Source organism: Glutamicibacter sp. X7, from assembly GCF_054889245.1.
In genome coordinates this window covers 661,011-676,008 of record NZ_CM142678.1, presented here as the reverse complement: position 1 = coordinate 676,008, position 14,998 = coordinate 661,011, and the positions used below count along the sequence as shown (strand labels likewise).

Genomic DNA, 14,998 nt, shown 5'->3' with positions numbered 1-14,998 from the left:
CACGAATGGCGCGTGAGCATAACCGGCCCTAGCTAACCTTCGAGCACCGGGTCGGTTTCAAAGAGCGGGGCGATCAGATAGCCGATGGCGGTGCCCACACCGATCTGCAAGGCCAACGCCCCGGCCGTGAGCCACAGATGTGGCCCGATTTCGGTCAGCCGGCCAATGGCCAGCGACCCGGAGGCCAGCAGGGAACCAAGAAGGCTAAACAGGCCGGTAACAAGGCCGGTAAACACCGAGAGACAAACTGTCGATACACCCAACGAAAGTGCCGCGTAGGGAATCCTTCGCGCGAACCAATCTTCGAGGTGGTTCTCGCCCACGCGGAGGAAGTACCACCCGGCGACAATGCCAGCCACCACCGGCAGGAGCAGGAACAGCCAGTTGTAGCTGCTGGAGCCAGAAGGAAGCGCAGCCATTAACGGTAGGGACGGCAGCGGCCCCACCGTGGTTTCAAGGGTGGAAAGAGTGCTACCCACGCCGAGGCTGAATCCGCCACCGGAAATCCACGACAGCGCCCAAAAGACCGCGTTCGGGATAAAGCCCAACTGCAAGAGGGTCAGCGCAAAGGACCCCAGCGGGCCGGGGCGCAGATCCTGATAGACGTTGGCTACATCCGCCCAGTGCGTGCCCACGGATACCGATACCAGCACGCCGGCAATACCCACGGCCGCCACATAACCGAGGAAACCAGCAACTATCACGTGCCATACATAGGATCCGGCCCACCGCCGGTGCGGCGAAATGCTCTGCAGGTAGCTGGCCGTATCCACACCGATCAGCCGCCCCCAAGAGCCGGCTTCGCGCCGGGCGCCGATAATCAGGCCCGCGCAGGCAATCGCCATGGGGATCAGCGCCGCTGCCACCACATTCACTCGTGCGTACTGATTCGTGCAGAGATACCCGGCGGCCAACCCCAGCAGGGCATAGGTCAGCAACGCACCGGCCAGTCCTTGCCACAGTTGATCGGTGTAGGAGGCACGTGCGATGCGGCGCCCGGCACGCCAACAAAACATCAGCGGCAAGAGGCTCAGTCCGAGTGGAACCAACGTGATCCATCCGCTGCCTTGCCCCTCGCCCAGGTTGAGCACTTCAACGGGAACACCGTGCGCATGCAACCATAATTGGCCGCCGAACTGCAGGATGACGTTGAAGGACTCCTCGAGGAAGCCGCCGGAGAAATATACGGCGATCAACGGGACGACGAAGATGGCCAGACAGAATACGACCGACTGCAGGATCTCGAAGGCACCCTGCAGCGCCAGGGGCATCGGCCAACCATTGCGCAGGCGCAACATGACGGCTTTCATGGGTTTCTTTTCGCGGCTCATCCCTTCAATAATCCCACTGCGCATCACAAGTACGGCCCAGCGACGCGCAAGGGTCGCTGGGCCGTACTTGTCATCGGCTAGTAGCTGGAGGTAATGGGAGCGTCGGACTCTCCGCGATACCGTTCGGCAAGCTGTTCACTGGCCCGGGCGAGCAACGCAACGTCGGCGCCAACTCCCACGAACTGCGCTCCGGCCTCGATATAGCGCTGGGCGCTCGCGGGGTCGAAGGCATTGACGCCCACGTACTTACCAGCCGCGCGGGCTGCGGCGATCACCTTCAGGACAGCCTCCACCACCTGCGGGTGCCCTTGCTGTCCAATGAGGCCCATGGTGGCGGCCAGATCCGAAGGCCCAATGAACACCCCATCGAGGTCGTCGGTAGCGAGGATCGCCTCGACGTTATCCACGGCCTGCTGGGATTCGATCTGCACGATCACGGTGATGGTATCGCCGGCCCGTTGCAGGTAGCCGTCAATGCGGTTCCAGCGAGCAGAGCGGGCAAGGGCCGAGCCAACCCCGCGGACTCCGCGTGGTGGGTAGTGGCAGGAAGCCACCGCCTGTTCGGCGTCTTCGGCGGTATGCACCATCGGGATGATCAGTGACTGGGCGCCCAGATCCAGGTACTGCTTGATTATCACCGGATCGTTGACCGGAGGACGTACCACCGGCACCGTGGGGTAACCACCCACGGCCTGCAATTGGGTCAGCAGGCTTCCGAGATCATTAGGCGAGTGCTCGCCGTCGAGGAAAATCCAGTCAAACCCTGCCCCGGCACAGATTTCGGCGTTGACCGTCGAGGCGGAGCATACCCACACACCGGCCAGCGGGCGGTCGCTGGAGGCCAGCACATCCTTGAACGAGCGGTCAGCGGCTACACGAACTGGCATGTCACCGTCCCCAATGCTCCATAGTCGGCCATGACGGTATCGCCCTTATCCACCCACATTGGGCGGGTGAAGGAGCCCGCGAGGATCAGCTCGCCGGCCGAGAGTTTATCGCCATGCGGAGCGATCTTGTTGGCCAGCCAGTACACACCCGAGGCCGGATGGTTCAGCACACCGGCGGCTACGCCGGTCTCTTCCACCGTCTGGTTCTTGTAGAGGATGCCGGCGACCCAGCGCAGGTCGACCGCTTCGGGGCGCACCGGGTTGCCGCCGATCACCATCGCGCCCATGGCAGCGTTGTCGCTGATCGTGTCGACGATCGTGCGGCCCTGCATTTCAATGCGGGAATCGAGGATTTCAAGGGCCGGGATCACGTAGTCTGTCGCGTCCAGCACATCGAAAATTGTCGCGTTGGGTCCGCTAACATCCTTTTTGAGCTTGAACGCCAGCTCCATCTCAATGCGTGGGTGCGTGTATTGGTCCCAGGGCACTGTGCAACCGGTTTCGAGCACCATGTCATCGAAGATGATTCCGTAGTCGGGTTCAGTGATGCCCGTGGCCATCTGCATGGCGCGTGAGGTGAGCCCGATTTTTCGCCCGGCCAGTACACGGCCCTTGGCTTCACTACGCTGACGCCACAGATTCTGGACACGGTAGGAATCTTCCACCGTCATCTCTGGGTATCGGGCGGTCAGCAACGGTACCGGGGTTCGGGTCTCCCCGGCCGCGACCAATTCGTCGGCGATCGCCGTAATTGTTTCCTCGGGCAGCATGGTTCACCTTTCGCACGCATGGCACTGTGGCGCGAGCCGATTCATGGCTTGGCTCACATCGCCCATGGTATCGAGCGGTGGCAGGGCTGGCACATCGTACTTAGATTTCGCCCGTCGGCCGCGAGCGGTGCCGCTGCTCCGGGAAGATCATCCCTAGACGATAGGTGAGCATCGCAAAAATCATCCCAAAGTACGATGCGCATATCTTTGGTTACTGACTAGCGTGTTTAAAGACAAAAAGACAACCTTATTGGTCGCCTACCCGGCGATACAGTGCCGGCCCAACGGCCGAGGTACGGAAACGACCCGCTCCGCAATACACGCCATCATCACCCCAAAGGCCCCGACCTCATGACTCCCACGCTAGCTCTTGGAATCTTATGCATGCTTATTTTCAGCGGCCTCTGCCTCTTCGCTTCTCGTATCGCGAAGACTCAACCCAATAGCGATAACGAGACCACCAGAAAGTTTCGGACCCTAATGCTCATTGGCCTATATTTCGGGGTCTCCGGGGTCGTAACGATGAGCGTGAATTTGATGAGCTAGCCCAACGCGGCGGCTCAACCCCTTCGCTCCTCGGGTTCCACCCGGCGAAATTGCTGGCAAAAGACGAACCGCGGCGGCCTACCGTCTACTGCGTGCGCGCCACGCAAGCACCGCGTCCCCGAGTACCAGCGCGCCCGAGGCCAACAAAAGCACACCCCACCACCAGGGGGTGCTGGCTCCCGTGAGCCAGACAATGCCCGCGGCTAGAGTGAGCGTACCGGCGAGGATACGCACGACCAGCGCCGCAGTGGATGTGCCATATCGCTTCGTTGGCTCAAGATCTGCTTCCATGTTGGCCGCTCCTTCGATTCATTCTGGCGCCGTCTCCTGCTTTCCACCCTAACGACAGTGCTCGATGCAATGCGTGGGGCCGAGTATTGGTTAGCGTCCGGCTTGGACGCTGGCGAGCAATGCCTCGAAGGGTAGCGATGACATCGTGTCGTTGGGATCGGCGAATTCGCTGACGCTTGGCGTGATCGAGCGAGTGTCACCCAGATCCTGTTTGGCGCCCAGCTGCGGCGCAGTGGCCCCCAGAGCCAACGCGGCCTCGCGCGAAGCACGCTGCACTCGTTGCTCAAGGGTGCCGCTCAGGCCTTGTCCCGCGAAATCCTCGGAAGCGGCGAATAACGTGGTGGGCATGACTTGCGCTCGCAAGTAGCCGAAGATGGGCCGCATGGCGTAGTCGATGACCAATTGGTGCCGCTGGGTCCCCGCGGTGGCTGCGAGTATCACGATCTTTGACTCCAAGGTCTTGGGATCGAGAATGTCGAGGAAGGACTTAAACAGGCCCGAAACGGATGCGGTGAACACCGGTGATACCGCTACCAACACATCCGCTGCCGCCACCGCATCGATCACCTGCTGCAGTGCGGGTGCCGCGAAACCGGTGAGCATGTTGTTAGTGATGTCCGCGGCATACTCGCGCAGCTCGACGAGCTGAACATCAGCTTCTAGCCCGGAACTGGCCAGTTGCTCGTTGACCGACCGTCCAAGCTGTCCGCCAAGTAGCGAGGAGCTTGAAGGGGTGCCTAGGCCACCGGAAATAACGACGATCGAGGCGCTCATCGTATCCACCTTTCCTTAGTTATATGCGTTTGCATGTAATAACGCAGGGACGCCACGTGATATTCCCATCTAGCAGTTTCACTATTGTGACGCTCGTTCTGATTTTGATACCATCGGCGCATGACCTCGCAATGCCCCATGAGTTCCAACCAGCGCGACATCGAAGAAGGAGTGCGCACCGACTTCCACAACACGATGTCCTACGGCAGCTACTTGGATCTTGAGCGCGTGCTCTCGGCCCAGCACCCGGTCAGCCAGCCGGAGCACCACGATGAAATGCTATTCATCATTCAGCATCAAACCAGTGAGCTGTGGCTGAAGCTGATGTTGCACGAACTCGTCGAAGCTCGACGACTCATAACGGTCGATGAACTCGGCAAGGCACTCAAGTGCCTTGCCCGCGTGAAACACATTCAGAAGACCCTCACGGAGCAATGGTCTGTTCTAGCCACGCTGACCCCGCGGGAGTACGCACAGTTCCGCGGCTTCCTAGGGTCCTCTTCGGGCTTTCAGTCGTATCAGTACCGCGCAGTGGAATTCATTCTGGGCAATAAGCATGCCGGCATGCTTAAGGTTCACGAGTCCGATCCCAAGGCCCACGAAATGCTCGAGAAGCTCCTGCATGAGCCGTCGCTCTATGACGTTTTCCTTGCTGCGTTACATCGGGTCGGGTACGCCATCCCAGACTCGGTGCTGACTCGCGATGTAACCCAGCCGTGGAATTTCACCGAGGAGCTCGTCCCGGTATTTAAGGACATCTACGAGTCCGAAGACACCGCCTGGAGCCTGTATCAGGCGTGCGAGGATCTGGTGGATGTGGAGGATAATTTCCAAGCTTGGCGCTTCCGCCACCTACGGGTCGTGCAGCGCACCATTGGCTTCAAGACCGGCACCGGGGGCTCCTCCGGCGTCAACTTCCTCAAGCGCGCCCTGGATCTGACGTTCTTCCCCGAGCTTTTTGCGGTGCGGACGGAAATTGGAGTCTCGTAAACCTCTCGCGGCATTCGCCCTCGACGACTTCGAGGTGCGCATCGGCAGCGCCACCTCGTTATTGCGCACGATCGGCGGGCTATACCTTCGGCATCATCCAGCTCCCGTCGCGCGAGCAACCGTTCTTGAGCTACTCTCCGCGGCCAATGTTTCGGTGGGCACCGCGCAGACTGCGATCACTCGCCTCTGCGAACGCGGCCTCTTAGCCGCCACCGGGACCACATCGAAGATCGAGGTCACGGAGGCGGCGCGAGCCATGTTCGCACGCGGGGACCGACGTATTTTCACTCCTCGCCAAATGGCCGACGCGGACTCGTGGCTCCTGCTGAGTTTTTCAGTACCTGAATCACAGCGCGCCGCCCGACATCAGTTACGCCGTCACCTACTGAACCTCGGCGGTGGACTGGTCAATGCCGGACTGTGGATTTTTCCCGAGTATCTGCACGGCGAAGTCAGTGAGGTACTCGAGGCACTCGAGCTACGCAATAACGCGACCCTATTTATCGGTCAGAACCCCCAGTATCCGATCTCGGCCCAGCAGTCGGCGCAGAGTTGGTGGAATCTGACGGATCTTGCCGCACGGCATCAGCAGTTCATCGCGAACGCTGAAGATCTACCGGTCAGTGGCGTACCCCGTGAGGACTACGCCTCCTTCGTCCGGCTCATCGATTCATGGCGGGCCATTCCATACTTGGATCCAGGGTTGCCTCCGCAGATGCTGCCCGCGGGATGGCCCGGAACCGAGAGCCGCTTGCTGTTTATGGAACGCATGCAGCAATTGCGTCCCGGGGCCGACGACTTTGCGCACAGTGTACTCGCGGCGGTGGGTTAAACGGGCAACCGCCCCGCGCCGCTTTAGGCGGCGCGGGGCGGTTGACGGAATCCCTACTTGGCAGGAATATCCAGGGTCTGACCCACGTAGATCAGGTCGGCGTTGGCCACAACGTCCTGATTCAGGACAAACAGGGCCTGCCAGGAATCCAAGCCCAGCTTCTGCGAGATGGTGAACAGGGTGTCACCGCTCTTGACGGTGTAGTCCTTACCCGAATCGCTCACCTTCACGTTGTACACCTTCTGCTGCGGTGCCTGGGCGACGCGCTTGCCGGTGCTCTTCTTCACGGTGGTGCGCTGCACGGACTTCGGCTGCACGGTCTGCTTCTTGGCGGTGCTCTTCGGTGCCACGCTCTTGGTAGTGGACTTATAAGTGCTCTGCTTGGTCGGAGCGGTCTTCTTAACCGAGGTTTCCTGCGGGGTCACGCTACCGGTCGGCTTACCGCTGAGTCCCAGCTTGGCGGAGCAGGCAGGCCATGCGCCCCAGCCCTGCGATGCCTGAACCTTGGTGGCGATGCGGATCTGCTCGGCCTTGGAAGCCTGGTGCGGCATACCGGAACCACCGAAGGCGCGCCAAGTCGACAGCGAGAACTGCAGGCCACCGTAGTAGCCGTTACCGGTGTTGATGCTCCAGTTGCCGCTGGATTCGCACTGTGCCAGTGCGTCCCAGGTGCCGGCAGCGTTGGCTGGCGCGGTGGTGGCTACGAGGGCGCCACCTGCCACGGCGACGGCGGCCAGGGTAGCCGAACCGCGGCGAACAATCTTCTTGGTCTTCTGCTGGATCATAGCTCTCCAGTGGCCCTTCGACACTCAGGTCTTCCCAGACCTTCGTGGTGCATCGCCCGGCGTCGCATTTCGACTTCGATGAAGCGCCGTCTCGGCAGGCGATGTGAAGACCGTCCGACGCTTGTTTCCCCAATAACACTGCGAGTGTTATCGAAACGTTACAAACCACGATAACGGGACGTTGCGGGCACCTTGCAACTCAGGAAACCATCAGAAATAGCTAAAATACAGGTCAAAACGCATTAAAAAAATTTTCGCGAGACCCCATAACAGGGGCCTCGCGACGTCCCTACCCTACCGAAACGTTATCGGGCTAAACTGGCTCTGCCGTCAGTAGTTGTGGTAAAGATCGCACGCCGTCAAGGATCCACCGAGTGGGGTAGCCCGCGAAATCGTCTTCCACTAGAGCTCCGGTCAAGACTGCGACGGGATGCGCCCCGGCGCGATGCGCCGAGAGCACATCAACGATGGTGTCGCCCACCGAAATGACCGAGTGAACATCTTGGACGCCCGTGCGTTCCATAGCGCGGTGGATCATATACGGGGCAGGTCGACCAGCGGCAACTTCGTCGCTGGTGACCACGGCATCCAGCAGTTCTCCCTCCCCCACACCCCAACCAAGGCCGCGCAAAAGTGGTTCCGCGACGTCTGCGGAGAAACCCGTCGTCAAGGCTATCTTCATGCCGCGGGACGACAGTTCCATCAGGGCTTTCTCGACGCCGTCGAGAGCAACGGGAGGATTCTGCTCATACAGTCCTGCCAAGAGCTCTCTGAAGCGATCAAATTGCTGACGGACGAGCGTATCGCTGGCTTCAATCCCGCCCAAACGCAATAGGGCCTCAATGGCTTCCACCTTATCTGCCCCCATCCACCGTTGCAGGTTATCCGCCGTAACCTCGGCACCGGTTTCCTCAACGGCTGATCGTAGGGCTCGATACACGTCGCCGTGCTCGTCAATCGTGGTTCCGGCCATATCCATAACTACAAGTTCAAACATTTTTCCCCTTGATGTGATTGTCTCGATGCCTTAGCCGACCAAGGCCACACGGGCCATGCCAGTGTTGGCGCTGTAGTGGTTCTCAATAACGAAGTTGGCTTGTTCTGGAAGGTACCGGTCATCGGCGACTTCCAAGACCTTGCCTTGCGCGTCTACGGCGGTACGCCTAGCCCGCAAGAGCGGCGAGCCAGCGACCACGCCAAGGTGCTCAGCGTCCACCGCATCGGCGGCGACTGCGTCTATTACGTGACGTCCGCTAGCCAAGTCGACTCCGCGTTGACGTAGGTACGCATAGATCGATCCGGCGTCGAGATCCATCTCAAACAGCAGATCGCCCACTTCCCGTAGATAACGGCTTCGTTCGAGCATTGTCACAGCCCCGTCAAGAGACCGCACACGCAGAAGTTGCACGACCGGATCTCCTTCCGTTACTTGCAGGAGGTCCGCGGTCTCCGCGTCAGCCGAGCGCCGGGCGATTTCCACGGTTCGCTGCCCAGGCACGCGCCCCATAGCGCTGGCCCACTCGCTAAAAGACATAAATACGGAGAAGGGTTGTGATGGAACCGCTTTGCAGACAATCGGACGCCGGCCCTGAACGCCGCGTATCAGCCCTTCCTGCCGCAAGCTCGCCAGCGCCTGGCGAATGGTGGAGCGTGAAACCCCGTATTGTTCGGACAACTGAATTTCGCCAGGGATCATCGAGCCCTCAGACCAGCGCCCGGATACGATTTCCTGACGCATATGGTCGCTCACTTGTTGATGCATGGGAATGGCAATAGTGGACATGTTCGTCAGCATATCCCCTATATTTCGCGATATTCTAGGGCTGAGGTAAATCCAAGGTGAACTTTTCGTAGTTCTAGGTTGCTCAAATGAACCGTAAATGAACATGTACGTACAACATGCGATTTGGCTTGTTCGAACAGTCATCGGTCGGATTAGATCAAATCATGAACTTCTACGACACCGCCGTAACCACGAACGCACCATCACAAGCCGACGTGCTGGTCGTCGGGTCGGGCATCATTGGTCTCGCTCACGCGGCACTGGCCGCCGAGGCCGGTCACCGAGTGATCCTGCTCGAACGAGATCACCGACCGGTCGGTGCCTCGGTTCGAAACTTCGGGCATGCCTGCATCACAGCTCAACACGGCGAGATTTACGAACTAGCTCAGGCTTCCCGCCGGCACTGGCTGTACTTCTCCGAACGGGCGGGGTTCTGGGCCGCTCCTACCGGCTCGGTCGTCATTGCCCGAAGTGAAGTGGAGATGCAGGTTCTCCGGGAATTCTCCGCCTCGCGCCCACAGGGGCAGGTAAGTCTGCTCAACCGTTCCGAAGTACTTGAGCAACTCAGGTTGCCAGCAGAAACGACCCTTATCGGTGGAGCTTTCCTGTGCGACGACCTACGCGTCGATCCCCGGACTGCCGCCGGATCACTCAATCTCTGGTTGGCCGGCCACCCTCAGGTCGAAGTGCTTAACGGGACCGCTGCAACGAACTTTGCTCCCGGTATGCATCGTCGTCATGCGGTGCAAACTACACGAGGGATATTCGAAGCAGATCACGTGTTTGTATGCGTGGGGCACGACGTTGATTATCTGTTCCCCCAGATTGCTAAGGAGCACGACCTCGTTCGGTGCGCACTGCAGATGGTTGCCGCTAAGCCTACCGAACAGGTCGACGTCACTCCGGCCGTATTGACGGGAACGTCCATGCTCCGTTACGACGCTTTTAGCCATATGCCTTCCTACCCCCAGTTGCAGCGGGAGATTTCGGCTAACCAGCCCGAGCTTATGCAAATTGGTGCCAACGTCATGTACACCCAGCGGCCTGACGGCACATTTTTACTCGGCGATTCCCACTCATACGCCAGCACTCAGCCGCCTTTTCTGCAGGAGGACGTATCAAACGTGCTCCTGAGCGAACTGGCTAAGGTCTTGCCGGCTACCGATGCGCCGAGCGAACGCTGGCAGGGCGTCTATGCCTCATCGACGCATGGCCCACTGTTGATACGTGACCTCCGTGACGGACTCACGGTGGTCTCCGTAACCAGCGGGATCGGCATGACCATTGGATTCGGACTGGCTGAAGCGAACCTCAAATCCCGCGTGTTCACCCCAAGCCACTCATAATCTTTCCCACAGCTCGCCATAAACCTCGCAAAGGAACATGTTCATGAAACCTCAAAAAATCCTCACCGGAATGCTTCTAGCCCTCTCGGCACTCAGCCTCGCCGCCTGCTCGCCTGCTTCTGAGGCAACTCCGCAAGGGCAAGGGAACAACGATGGTCTCTGCCCGGCAGAAGGACTAAGCTTCGGCGTTGAACCATATGAGAACCCGACCAAATTGGAGCCGGCTTACCGCACCCTTGCCGAGGCTCTGAGCCAAAAGCTCAATTGTCCCGTTGAAGTCCAAATCGTCGAGGACTACGCTGCGGAAGTTCTGGCAATGCGAAACGGCAAATTGGACCTCGGACAATTTGGACCTATGGGCTACGTCTTTGCCGATGGCAAAGCAGGCGCTGAGCCACTTGTGTCCTTCGGCACTGCGGACGGCAAACTCTCCACCTATACCGGCGGAATTTGGGTTCCCAAGGATTCACCCATCCGAAGCGTGGAGGACCTGCGCGGTAAAGATCTTGCGCTTGGTTCGGTGGGTTCCACCTCGGGAGATGTACTGCCCCGTTATGCGCTAGCTAAGGCCGGCATCGCAGAAAACGAATTGAACGTCAATTACGCCGGTGGGCACCCCGAAGCATTGCTTGCTCTGACCAACGGCACAGTCGACGCCGCAGAAATCAATTCCCAGACCTTGGAAACCGCCACCTCCGAAGGAAGCTTCACCGTCGAGGATTATCGTCAGATCTGGACCTCCGAGCCGATTCCTAATGACCCGATTACGGTGGCTCCAGATATGGATCCGAAACTCAAGGATGCAATCTCGCAAGCCCTGTTGAATCTCGAGCCCGAGACCATTCAGGAGGTTGCGAACTTCCTCGATGTAAAGCCCGCGGGAAACCTGCAAAAGGTAACTAAGGAGACGTACGCCCCGCTCTTCGACCTAGCGAAAACCATGAAGCTCACCGAGGACGATATCTAATGCGCTCACTCGATCAGGATTACCCAATCTTACGCGTTAGTTCTCTGGCCAAATCCTACGGCGAGCGCAAAGTGCTCCATGAAGTGGATTTTTCCCTACATCGTGGAGAAGTGGTGGCCTTCCTCGGGGCCAACGGCTCAGGAAAGTCCACCACACTCAAATGTGTGATGGGATTGGAAGCGCCTGATTCCGGTAGTGTCCGTTTACACGGTCGTGATCTACAAACCCTTTCCGGGCGATCCTTGCGTAGCGCACGTAGACCCATTGCCATGGTCTTCCAAAAGATCCACCTGGTTCCGCGACGCACTGCGCTAGAGAACGTATGTGCTGGGGCGCTCGGGCGGTTATCCGGTAGTGCGAGTGTTTCTCCGTTGTTCTTCGGACGTGAGTTACAAGAAGAAGCCATGGCTGCGCTAGAACGCGTGGGAATGGCCGACCGCGCCCATGAATTAGCTGGGCGACTATCCGGCGGTCAGGCGCAACGCGTTGCCGTGGCGCGAGCCCTGTGCCAACGTGCGGAAGTGCTCTTAGCGGATGAACCAGTTTCCGCGCTGGACCCGGCCGCCGCCGAGGAGGTTATGGTTTTGCTGCACGATCTGGCGCACGAGGAGAACTTAGCAGTCGCGGCCGTCTTGCATCAGCCTGATCTTGCCTTGCGGCATGCAGATCGAGCGATTGGACTGCTCAACGGTCGAATCGAGTATTCAGGGCCGGTCCAAGGCCTGACTAACGGCCTGCGCGAACGTCTCTACGCAGCGAAAGCGGTTGCGGCATGAGTCAGCAAACATTTGAAATCCGCCGTTCCCACGTACCGCCGCGGCCCCGAGCGGTCAGCCGCTGGACCACCGCCGGCATTTCCATCGCTGTCCTCGTGATTCTGCATGTTGTGGCGCTTCGCGACACCGGTTTTAGGATTAGCGAGCTGGTCGCAGGTGCTGAAGGCATGGGAGCATTTCTGTCCGACGCATTCCCCGCCAATTTTGATTGGGACACGGTTCTGGCCCCGGCGCTAGCTGCCACGGCGATAACCCTCTGGATCGGCCTTCTGGGCACGACGCTGTCAATTCCGGCGGCCCTGTTACTCGCCGTCCTTGGTAGCAGAACGACTAGCGGAAACAAGGTGGTCTACCAGCTGGCCCGGGCGCTCCTCTCGTTCTTTCGTGCGGTTCCCGACGTGGTCTTCGCGCTGATCTTCGTCACCGCCGTTGGACTCGGCCCGTTTGCCGGAGTCTTGGCATTGATCTGCCACAATACGGGTGTTATGGGGAAGCTCTGGGCTGAAGCTCTGGAAGAGTCCGACCAAGGGCCACAACAGGCGCTCGGAACCGCTGGAGCAACTCGGTTGCAACAAGTTATGCATGCTTCCTTGCCCATGGTGACCGGATCCTTTGTAGGCCTGCTCCTTTACCGCTTTGACGTCAATGTACGCTCCTCGCTAGTGCTGGGCCTTGTCGGCGCGGGGGGCATCGGTCTCCTTATCAACCAGTCCATTAAGTCGTTCCAATTCGATGCCATGGTCACCCAAATTCTCGTGGTATTGGTCCTGATCATTCTCGTTGATCAGCTCTCGGCCTACATTCGCAAAAGGGTTGCTGTGTAGGACATAGCATTCATTTCGCATCGTTTCCGCCCGGCTCTTTCGCTAAGGTGTTGCACAGAGCACCAGCAAAAGCGCCGGGCGGCGCTGCGAGGAGGCACGTATGAACGGAACGCAAGCGAAGCACCAGAAACTCCGCGAATCACTGGATTGTTTTCCGCGGGCGCTACGTGAATTCCTGCGCGTTGGTGGGCTGGATGCCGCCGCCGCGCTCTCCTACTTCTTGGTGCTTGCCATGTTCCCCGGCTTACTGGCGATGATTTCCTTGCTGTCGCTCGCGGGGGCCAGCGAAGGCGGCTCGCAGTGGATCATGGACCTGCTGGAACGATCCATGTCACCGAACGGTGAACCGCTGCAGGGCGATGCGCAGCAATTGCTCGACACCGCCCGGCAGCTACTGGAAGGGCTCGCCTCCGAAGCCAGCGGCACCACGATCGCTATACTGATCGGTTCGCTCGGTGCCATCTGGAGTACCTCGGGGTACGTCCAAGCTTTCTCCCGGGCCATGAACCGCATGTACGGAGTACAGGAAGGTCGCCCCTCGTGGAAGCGCCGGCCTCAGATGTTCATGATCACGCTCATGATGATGCTCGTCGCGGTCATCTCGCTGGTGTTCCTGGTAACCTCGGGTTCGATCGCACGCGGGTTGGGGAGCCTTATTGGCTTGGGCGATAACTTCGTGACCCTGTGGAACTGGGCGAAGCCGCCAATCATGCTCGTGATGTTCCTGCTGATTTTGGCGTTGTTGTACTACCTAACCCCGAATGTGAAACGCGAGCGCTTCCGCTGGTTCTCCCCCGGTACGCTGACCGCGCTGACCACCTTGGTCTTAGCCGTACTCGGATTCGGCTTTTACCTCACCCGCTTTGCCAGCTACTCGGCCACCTATGGGGCCATCGGTGGTGTCATCGTGCTCGTCTTGGCCGGGTGGATCAGTAATATCGCCCTGCTTTACGGGGCCATGGTCGACATCGAATTCGCCCGGTTACGTCAGCTACGTGCCGGCATTCCGGCCGCCGAGCACCTCCAACTACCGGTGCGTGACGACACGCAAATTCGCAAGCAGGAGTTCGGTGAGCACAAGGACAACGCCAACGCGCAGAACATCATGGTCGAGCACGGCGGAGATCCGCTGATGCGGCTGTCTTGGGAGGAGCCGCGCGACTCAGGCAAACGTAAAACACGCTGGTTACCGGTTGCCGTGGCCCTTGCGGCCGGTTGGGGGTTCACCCGGTGGTCGCGGGCCAAACACACTTCTCGGAAGCACTCACCCGGCGAGCGCGACTAGGTGCAATACACCTAGCACCGCGACCCATGCTCCACAGGCGCAGAGGATCATGATCAGCCATAACCAGATCCACGCGTACCCACCGGTCGAACGTGCTATCAGCACCGCATCGGACTGTTCACGATGGTGCCTTCGCCAGAGGTGGACCGAAAGAAGCTTCAGCATGTCGCGTAGCCCCGCGAGCAATAGAAATCCGCCCATGAACAACACCGCAAAGGTGAAATACGGGATCGGGGCGAAAACCAAAATCGCCAGTGCGGCGCCGGCGCTACTGCCGCAGACGAGGATGGCCGGTAGATTACGCACGAATACTAGGGCGCCGCAAAAGAGCAATGCGAAGGCCAACAGTGCCCACCCGGAGTAACCGGCCGCAGCCGCCGCAAGTAGCCCCGCGGCGCACCACAAGGGCGCTGGATATCCAGCAACACCAGAAATGGCCGAGGACCATCCGCGTCGGCCTCGGCTCACCACCTGACCGGAGTGGTCCCACCCCAATTGCAGGCTCGTCACGAAACGACCGGTAAAGAGCGCGAAAATAACGTGCCCCAGCTCGTGAATCAGTGTGCAGTACATGCCGGTGACCCGCCAAAGCGGACGCGGAAGCACCAGTAGCGCCACTAGGGCTGCGACGATCACGAGCTGTAGCACCGTCGGGGGCTGCGCGGGCATCTGCCCTAACCGTTCGAGCAGGTGCGTGAAGAACTCCTCCATAATCCATTCATCTTTCCAGCTCTCGCTGAGCGCCAGAGGTGAGCACGCCGAAGCTTTCGGACAAGCGCCTAAGATGAAGGGCAAGAATAATTCCCATCCC

The 14,998-nt window shown here is 59.5% G+C and carries 16 protein-coding genes; 7 read left to right on the top strand and 9 right to left on the bottom strand.

The window, feature by feature from the left end:
• Nucleotides 1–32 precede the first annotated feature (32 nt).
• From ACYU0X_RS03415 to ACYU0X_RS03395, 5 genes are all read right to left on the bottom strand, one after another.
• On the bottom strand, nt 33–1,331 hold the full coding sequence (locus ACYU0X_RS03415; protein WP_461902128.1) for a cell division protein PerM: 1,299 nt from the start codon (nt 1,329–1,331) through the stop codon (nt 33–35).
• Between the two features lie 77 nt (nt 1,332–1,408).
• Nucleotides 1,409–2,218 (bottom strand): HpcH/HpaI aldolase family protein, encoded by an 810-nt coding sequence (locus ACYU0X_RS03410; protein ID WP_461902127.1) that lies wholly within the window; start codon nt 2,216–2,218, stop codon nt 1,409–1,411.
• Nucleotides 2,203–2,988, bottom strand: coding sequence for a 2-oxo-hept-4-ene-1,7-dioate hydratase (hpaH, locus tag ACYU0X_RS03405; RefSeq protein ID WP_418908413.1), 786 nt, complete (start codon nt 2,986–2,988; stop codon nt 2,203–2,205). Before hpaH ends, ACYU0X_RS03410 begins: the two co-directional genes overlap by 16 nt.
• A 624-nt stretch (nt 2,989–3,612) precedes the next feature.
• Nucleotides 3,613–3,825, bottom strand: a complete 213-nt coding sequence (locus ACYU0X_RS03400) for a hypothetical protein (protein ID WP_461902126.1) — start codon at nt 3,823–3,825, stop codon at nt 3,613–3,615.
• 90 nt (nt 3,826–3,915) lie between these two features.
• Entirely contained in the window at nt 3,916–4,599 is a 684-nt protein-coding gene (locus ACYU0X_RS03395) for a CE1759 family FMN reductase (RefSeq protein WP_461902125.1), read from the bottom strand.
• A 138-nt stretch (nt 4,600–4,737) separates the two neighbouring features.
• Between ACYU0X_RS03395 and kynA the strand changes: the two genes are divergently transcribed.
• Both kynA and ACYU0X_RS03385 read left to right on the top strand, forming a co-directional pair.
• Nucleotides 4,738–5,589, top strand: coding sequence for a tryptophan 2,3-dioxygenase (kynA, locus tag ACYU0X_RS03390; RefSeq protein WP_461902124.1), 852 nt, complete (start codon nt 4,738–4,740; stop codon nt 5,587–5,589).
• Nucleotides 5,576–6,421 carry a PaaX family transcriptional regulator gene (locus ACYU0X_RS03385; RefSeq protein WP_461902123.1) on the top strand — a complete coding sequence of 282 codons (846 nt, stop codon included), beginning with the start codon at nt 5,576–5,578 and terminating at the stop codon, nt 6,419–6,421. Before kynA ends, ACYU0X_RS03385 begins: the two co-directional genes overlap by 14 nt.
• Before the next feature lie 53 nt (nt 6,422–6,474).
• Here ACYU0X_RS03385 and ACYU0X_RS03380 read toward each other — a convergent pair whose 3' ends face one another.
• The 3 genes from ACYU0X_RS03380 to ACYU0X_RS03370 form a co-directional block, all read right to left on the bottom strand.
• Complete coding sequence (locus ACYU0X_RS03380) at nt 6,475–7,206, bottom strand: transglycosylase family protein (protein WP_461902122.1); 732 nt, start codon at nt 7,204–7,206, stop codon at nt 6,475–6,477.
• A 313-nt stretch (nt 7,207–7,519) separates the two neighbouring features.
• The gene (locus ACYU0X_RS03375; RefSeq protein ID WP_461902121.1) at nt 7,520–8,203 is read right to left on the bottom strand and encodes a phosphonatase-like hydrolase; all 684 of its coding nucleotides are present in this window, start codon (nt 8,201–8,203) and stop codon (nt 7,520–7,522) included.
• A 30-nt stretch (nt 8,204–8,233) separates the two neighbouring features.
• A complete protein-coding gene (locus tag ACYU0X_RS03370) occupies nt 8,234–8,989 on the bottom strand; it encodes a GntR family transcriptional regulator (RefSeq protein WP_461902120.1) in 756 nt (251 codons plus the stop codon).
• 164 nt (nt 8,990–9,153) lie between these two features.
• On the opposite strand from ACYU0X_RS03370, the gene ACYU0X_RS03365 reads away from it, so the two are divergent.
• From ACYU0X_RS03365 to ACYU0X_RS03345, 5 genes are all read left to right on the top strand, one after another.
• Nucleotides 9,154–10,335: a TIGR03364 family FAD-dependent oxidoreductase gene (locus ACYU0X_RS03365; RefSeq protein ID WP_461902119.1), complete on the top strand. Its 1,182-nt coding sequence runs from the start codon at nt 9,154–9,156 to the stop codon at nt 10,333–10,335.
• 43 nt (nt 10,336–10,378) lie between these two features.
• Nucleotides 10,379–11,302, top strand: a complete 924-nt coding sequence (locus ACYU0X_RS03360) for a phosphate/phosphite/phosphonate ABC transporter substrate-binding protein (protein ID WP_461902118.1) — start codon at nt 10,379–10,381, stop codon at nt 11,300–11,302.
• Nucleotides 11,302–12,078, top strand: coding sequence for a phosphonate ABC transporter ATP-binding protein (locus tag ACYU0X_RS03355; RefSeq protein WP_461902117.1), 777 nt, complete (start codon nt 11,302–11,304; stop codon nt 12,076–12,078). Before ACYU0X_RS03360 ends, ACYU0X_RS03355 begins: the two co-directional genes overlap by 1 nt.
• Complete coding sequence (gene phnE / locus ACYU0X_RS03350; protein ID WP_461902116.1) at nt 12,075–12,902, top strand: phosphonate ABC transporter, permease protein PhnE; 828 nt, start codon at nt 12,075–12,077, stop codon at nt 12,900–12,902. Before ACYU0X_RS03355 ends, phnE begins: the two co-directional genes overlap by 4 nt.
• Nucleotides 12,903–13,002: 100 nt before the next feature.
• A complete protein-coding gene (locus ACYU0X_RS03345) occupies nt 13,003–14,187 on the top strand; it encodes a YihY/virulence factor BrkB family protein (protein ID WP_461902115.1) in 1,185 nt (394 codons plus the stop codon).
• Here ACYU0X_RS03345 and ACYU0X_RS03340 read toward each other — a convergent pair.
• Nucleotides 14,167–14,898: a M50 family metallopeptidase gene (locus ACYU0X_RS03340; protein ID WP_418908406.1), complete on the bottom strand. Its 732-nt coding sequence runs from the start codon at nt 14,896–14,898 to the stop codon at nt 14,167–14,169. The genes ACYU0X_RS03345 and ACYU0X_RS03340 overlap by 21 nt on opposite strands.
• Nucleotides 14,899–14,998: the final 100 nt, after the last annotated feature.

Excerpts from the sequence above, each read along its gene's own strand:
- ACYU0X_RS03415 (WP_461902128.1), bottom strand. The coding sequence starts at position 1,331 with ATGAGCCGCGAAAAGAAACCCATGAAAGCCGTCATGTTGCGCCTGCGC.
- ACYU0X_RS03410 (WP_461902127.1), bottom strand. The coding sequence starts at position 2,218 with ATGCCAGTTCGTGTAGCCGCTGACCGCTCGTTCAAGGATGTGCTGGCC.
- hpaH (WP_418908413.1), bottom strand. The coding sequence starts at position 2,988 with ATGCTGCCCGAGGAAACAATTACGGCGATCGCCGACGAATTGGTCGCG.
- ACYU0X_RS03400 (WP_461902126.1), bottom strand. The coding sequence starts at position 3,825 with ATGGAAGCAGATCTTGAGCCAACGAAGCGATATGGCACATCCACTGCG.
- ACYU0X_RS03395 (WP_461902125.1), bottom strand. The coding sequence starts at position 4,599 with ATGAGCGCCTCGATCGTCGTTATTTCCGGTGGCCTAGGCACCCCTTCA.
- kynA (WP_461902124.1), top strand. The coding sequence starts at position 4,738 with ATGAGTTCCAACCAGCGCGACATCGAAGAAGGAGTGCGCACCGACTTC.
- ACYU0X_RS03380 (WP_461902122.1), bottom strand. The coding sequence starts at position 7,206 with ATGATCCAGCAGAAGACCAAGAAGATTGTTCGCCGCGGTTCGGCTACC.
- ACYU0X_RS03375 (WP_461902121.1), bottom strand. The coding sequence starts at position 8,203 with ATGTTTGAACTTGTAGTTATGGATATGGCCGGAACCACGATTGACGAG.
- ACYU0X_RS03370 (WP_461902120.1), bottom strand. The coding sequence starts at position 8,989 with ATGTCCACTATTGCCATTCCCATGCATCAACAAGTGAGCGACCATATG.
- ACYU0X_RS03365 (WP_461902119.1), top strand. The coding sequence starts at position 9,154 with ATGAACTTCTACGACACCGCCGTAACCACGAACGCACCATCACAAGCC.
- ACYU0X_RS03360 (WP_461902118.1), top strand. The coding sequence starts at position 10,379 with ATGAAACCTCAAAAAATCCTCACCGGAATGCTTCTAGCCCTCTCGGCA.
- ACYU0X_RS03355 (WP_461902117.1), top strand. The coding sequence starts at position 11,302 with ATGCGCTCACTCGATCAGGATTACCCAATCTTACGCGTTAGTTCTCTG.
- phnE (WP_461902116.1), top strand. The coding sequence starts at position 12,075 with ATGAGTCAGCAAACATTTGAAATCCGCCGTTCCCACGTACCGCCGCGG.
- ACYU0X_RS03345 (WP_461902115.1), top strand. The coding sequence starts at position 13,003 with ATGAACGGAACGCAAGCGAAGCACCAGAAACTCCGCGAATCACTGGAT.
- ACYU0X_RS03340 (WP_418908406.1), bottom strand. The coding sequence starts at position 14,898 with ATGGAGGAGTTCTTCACGCACCTGCTCGAACGGTTAGGGCAGATGCCC.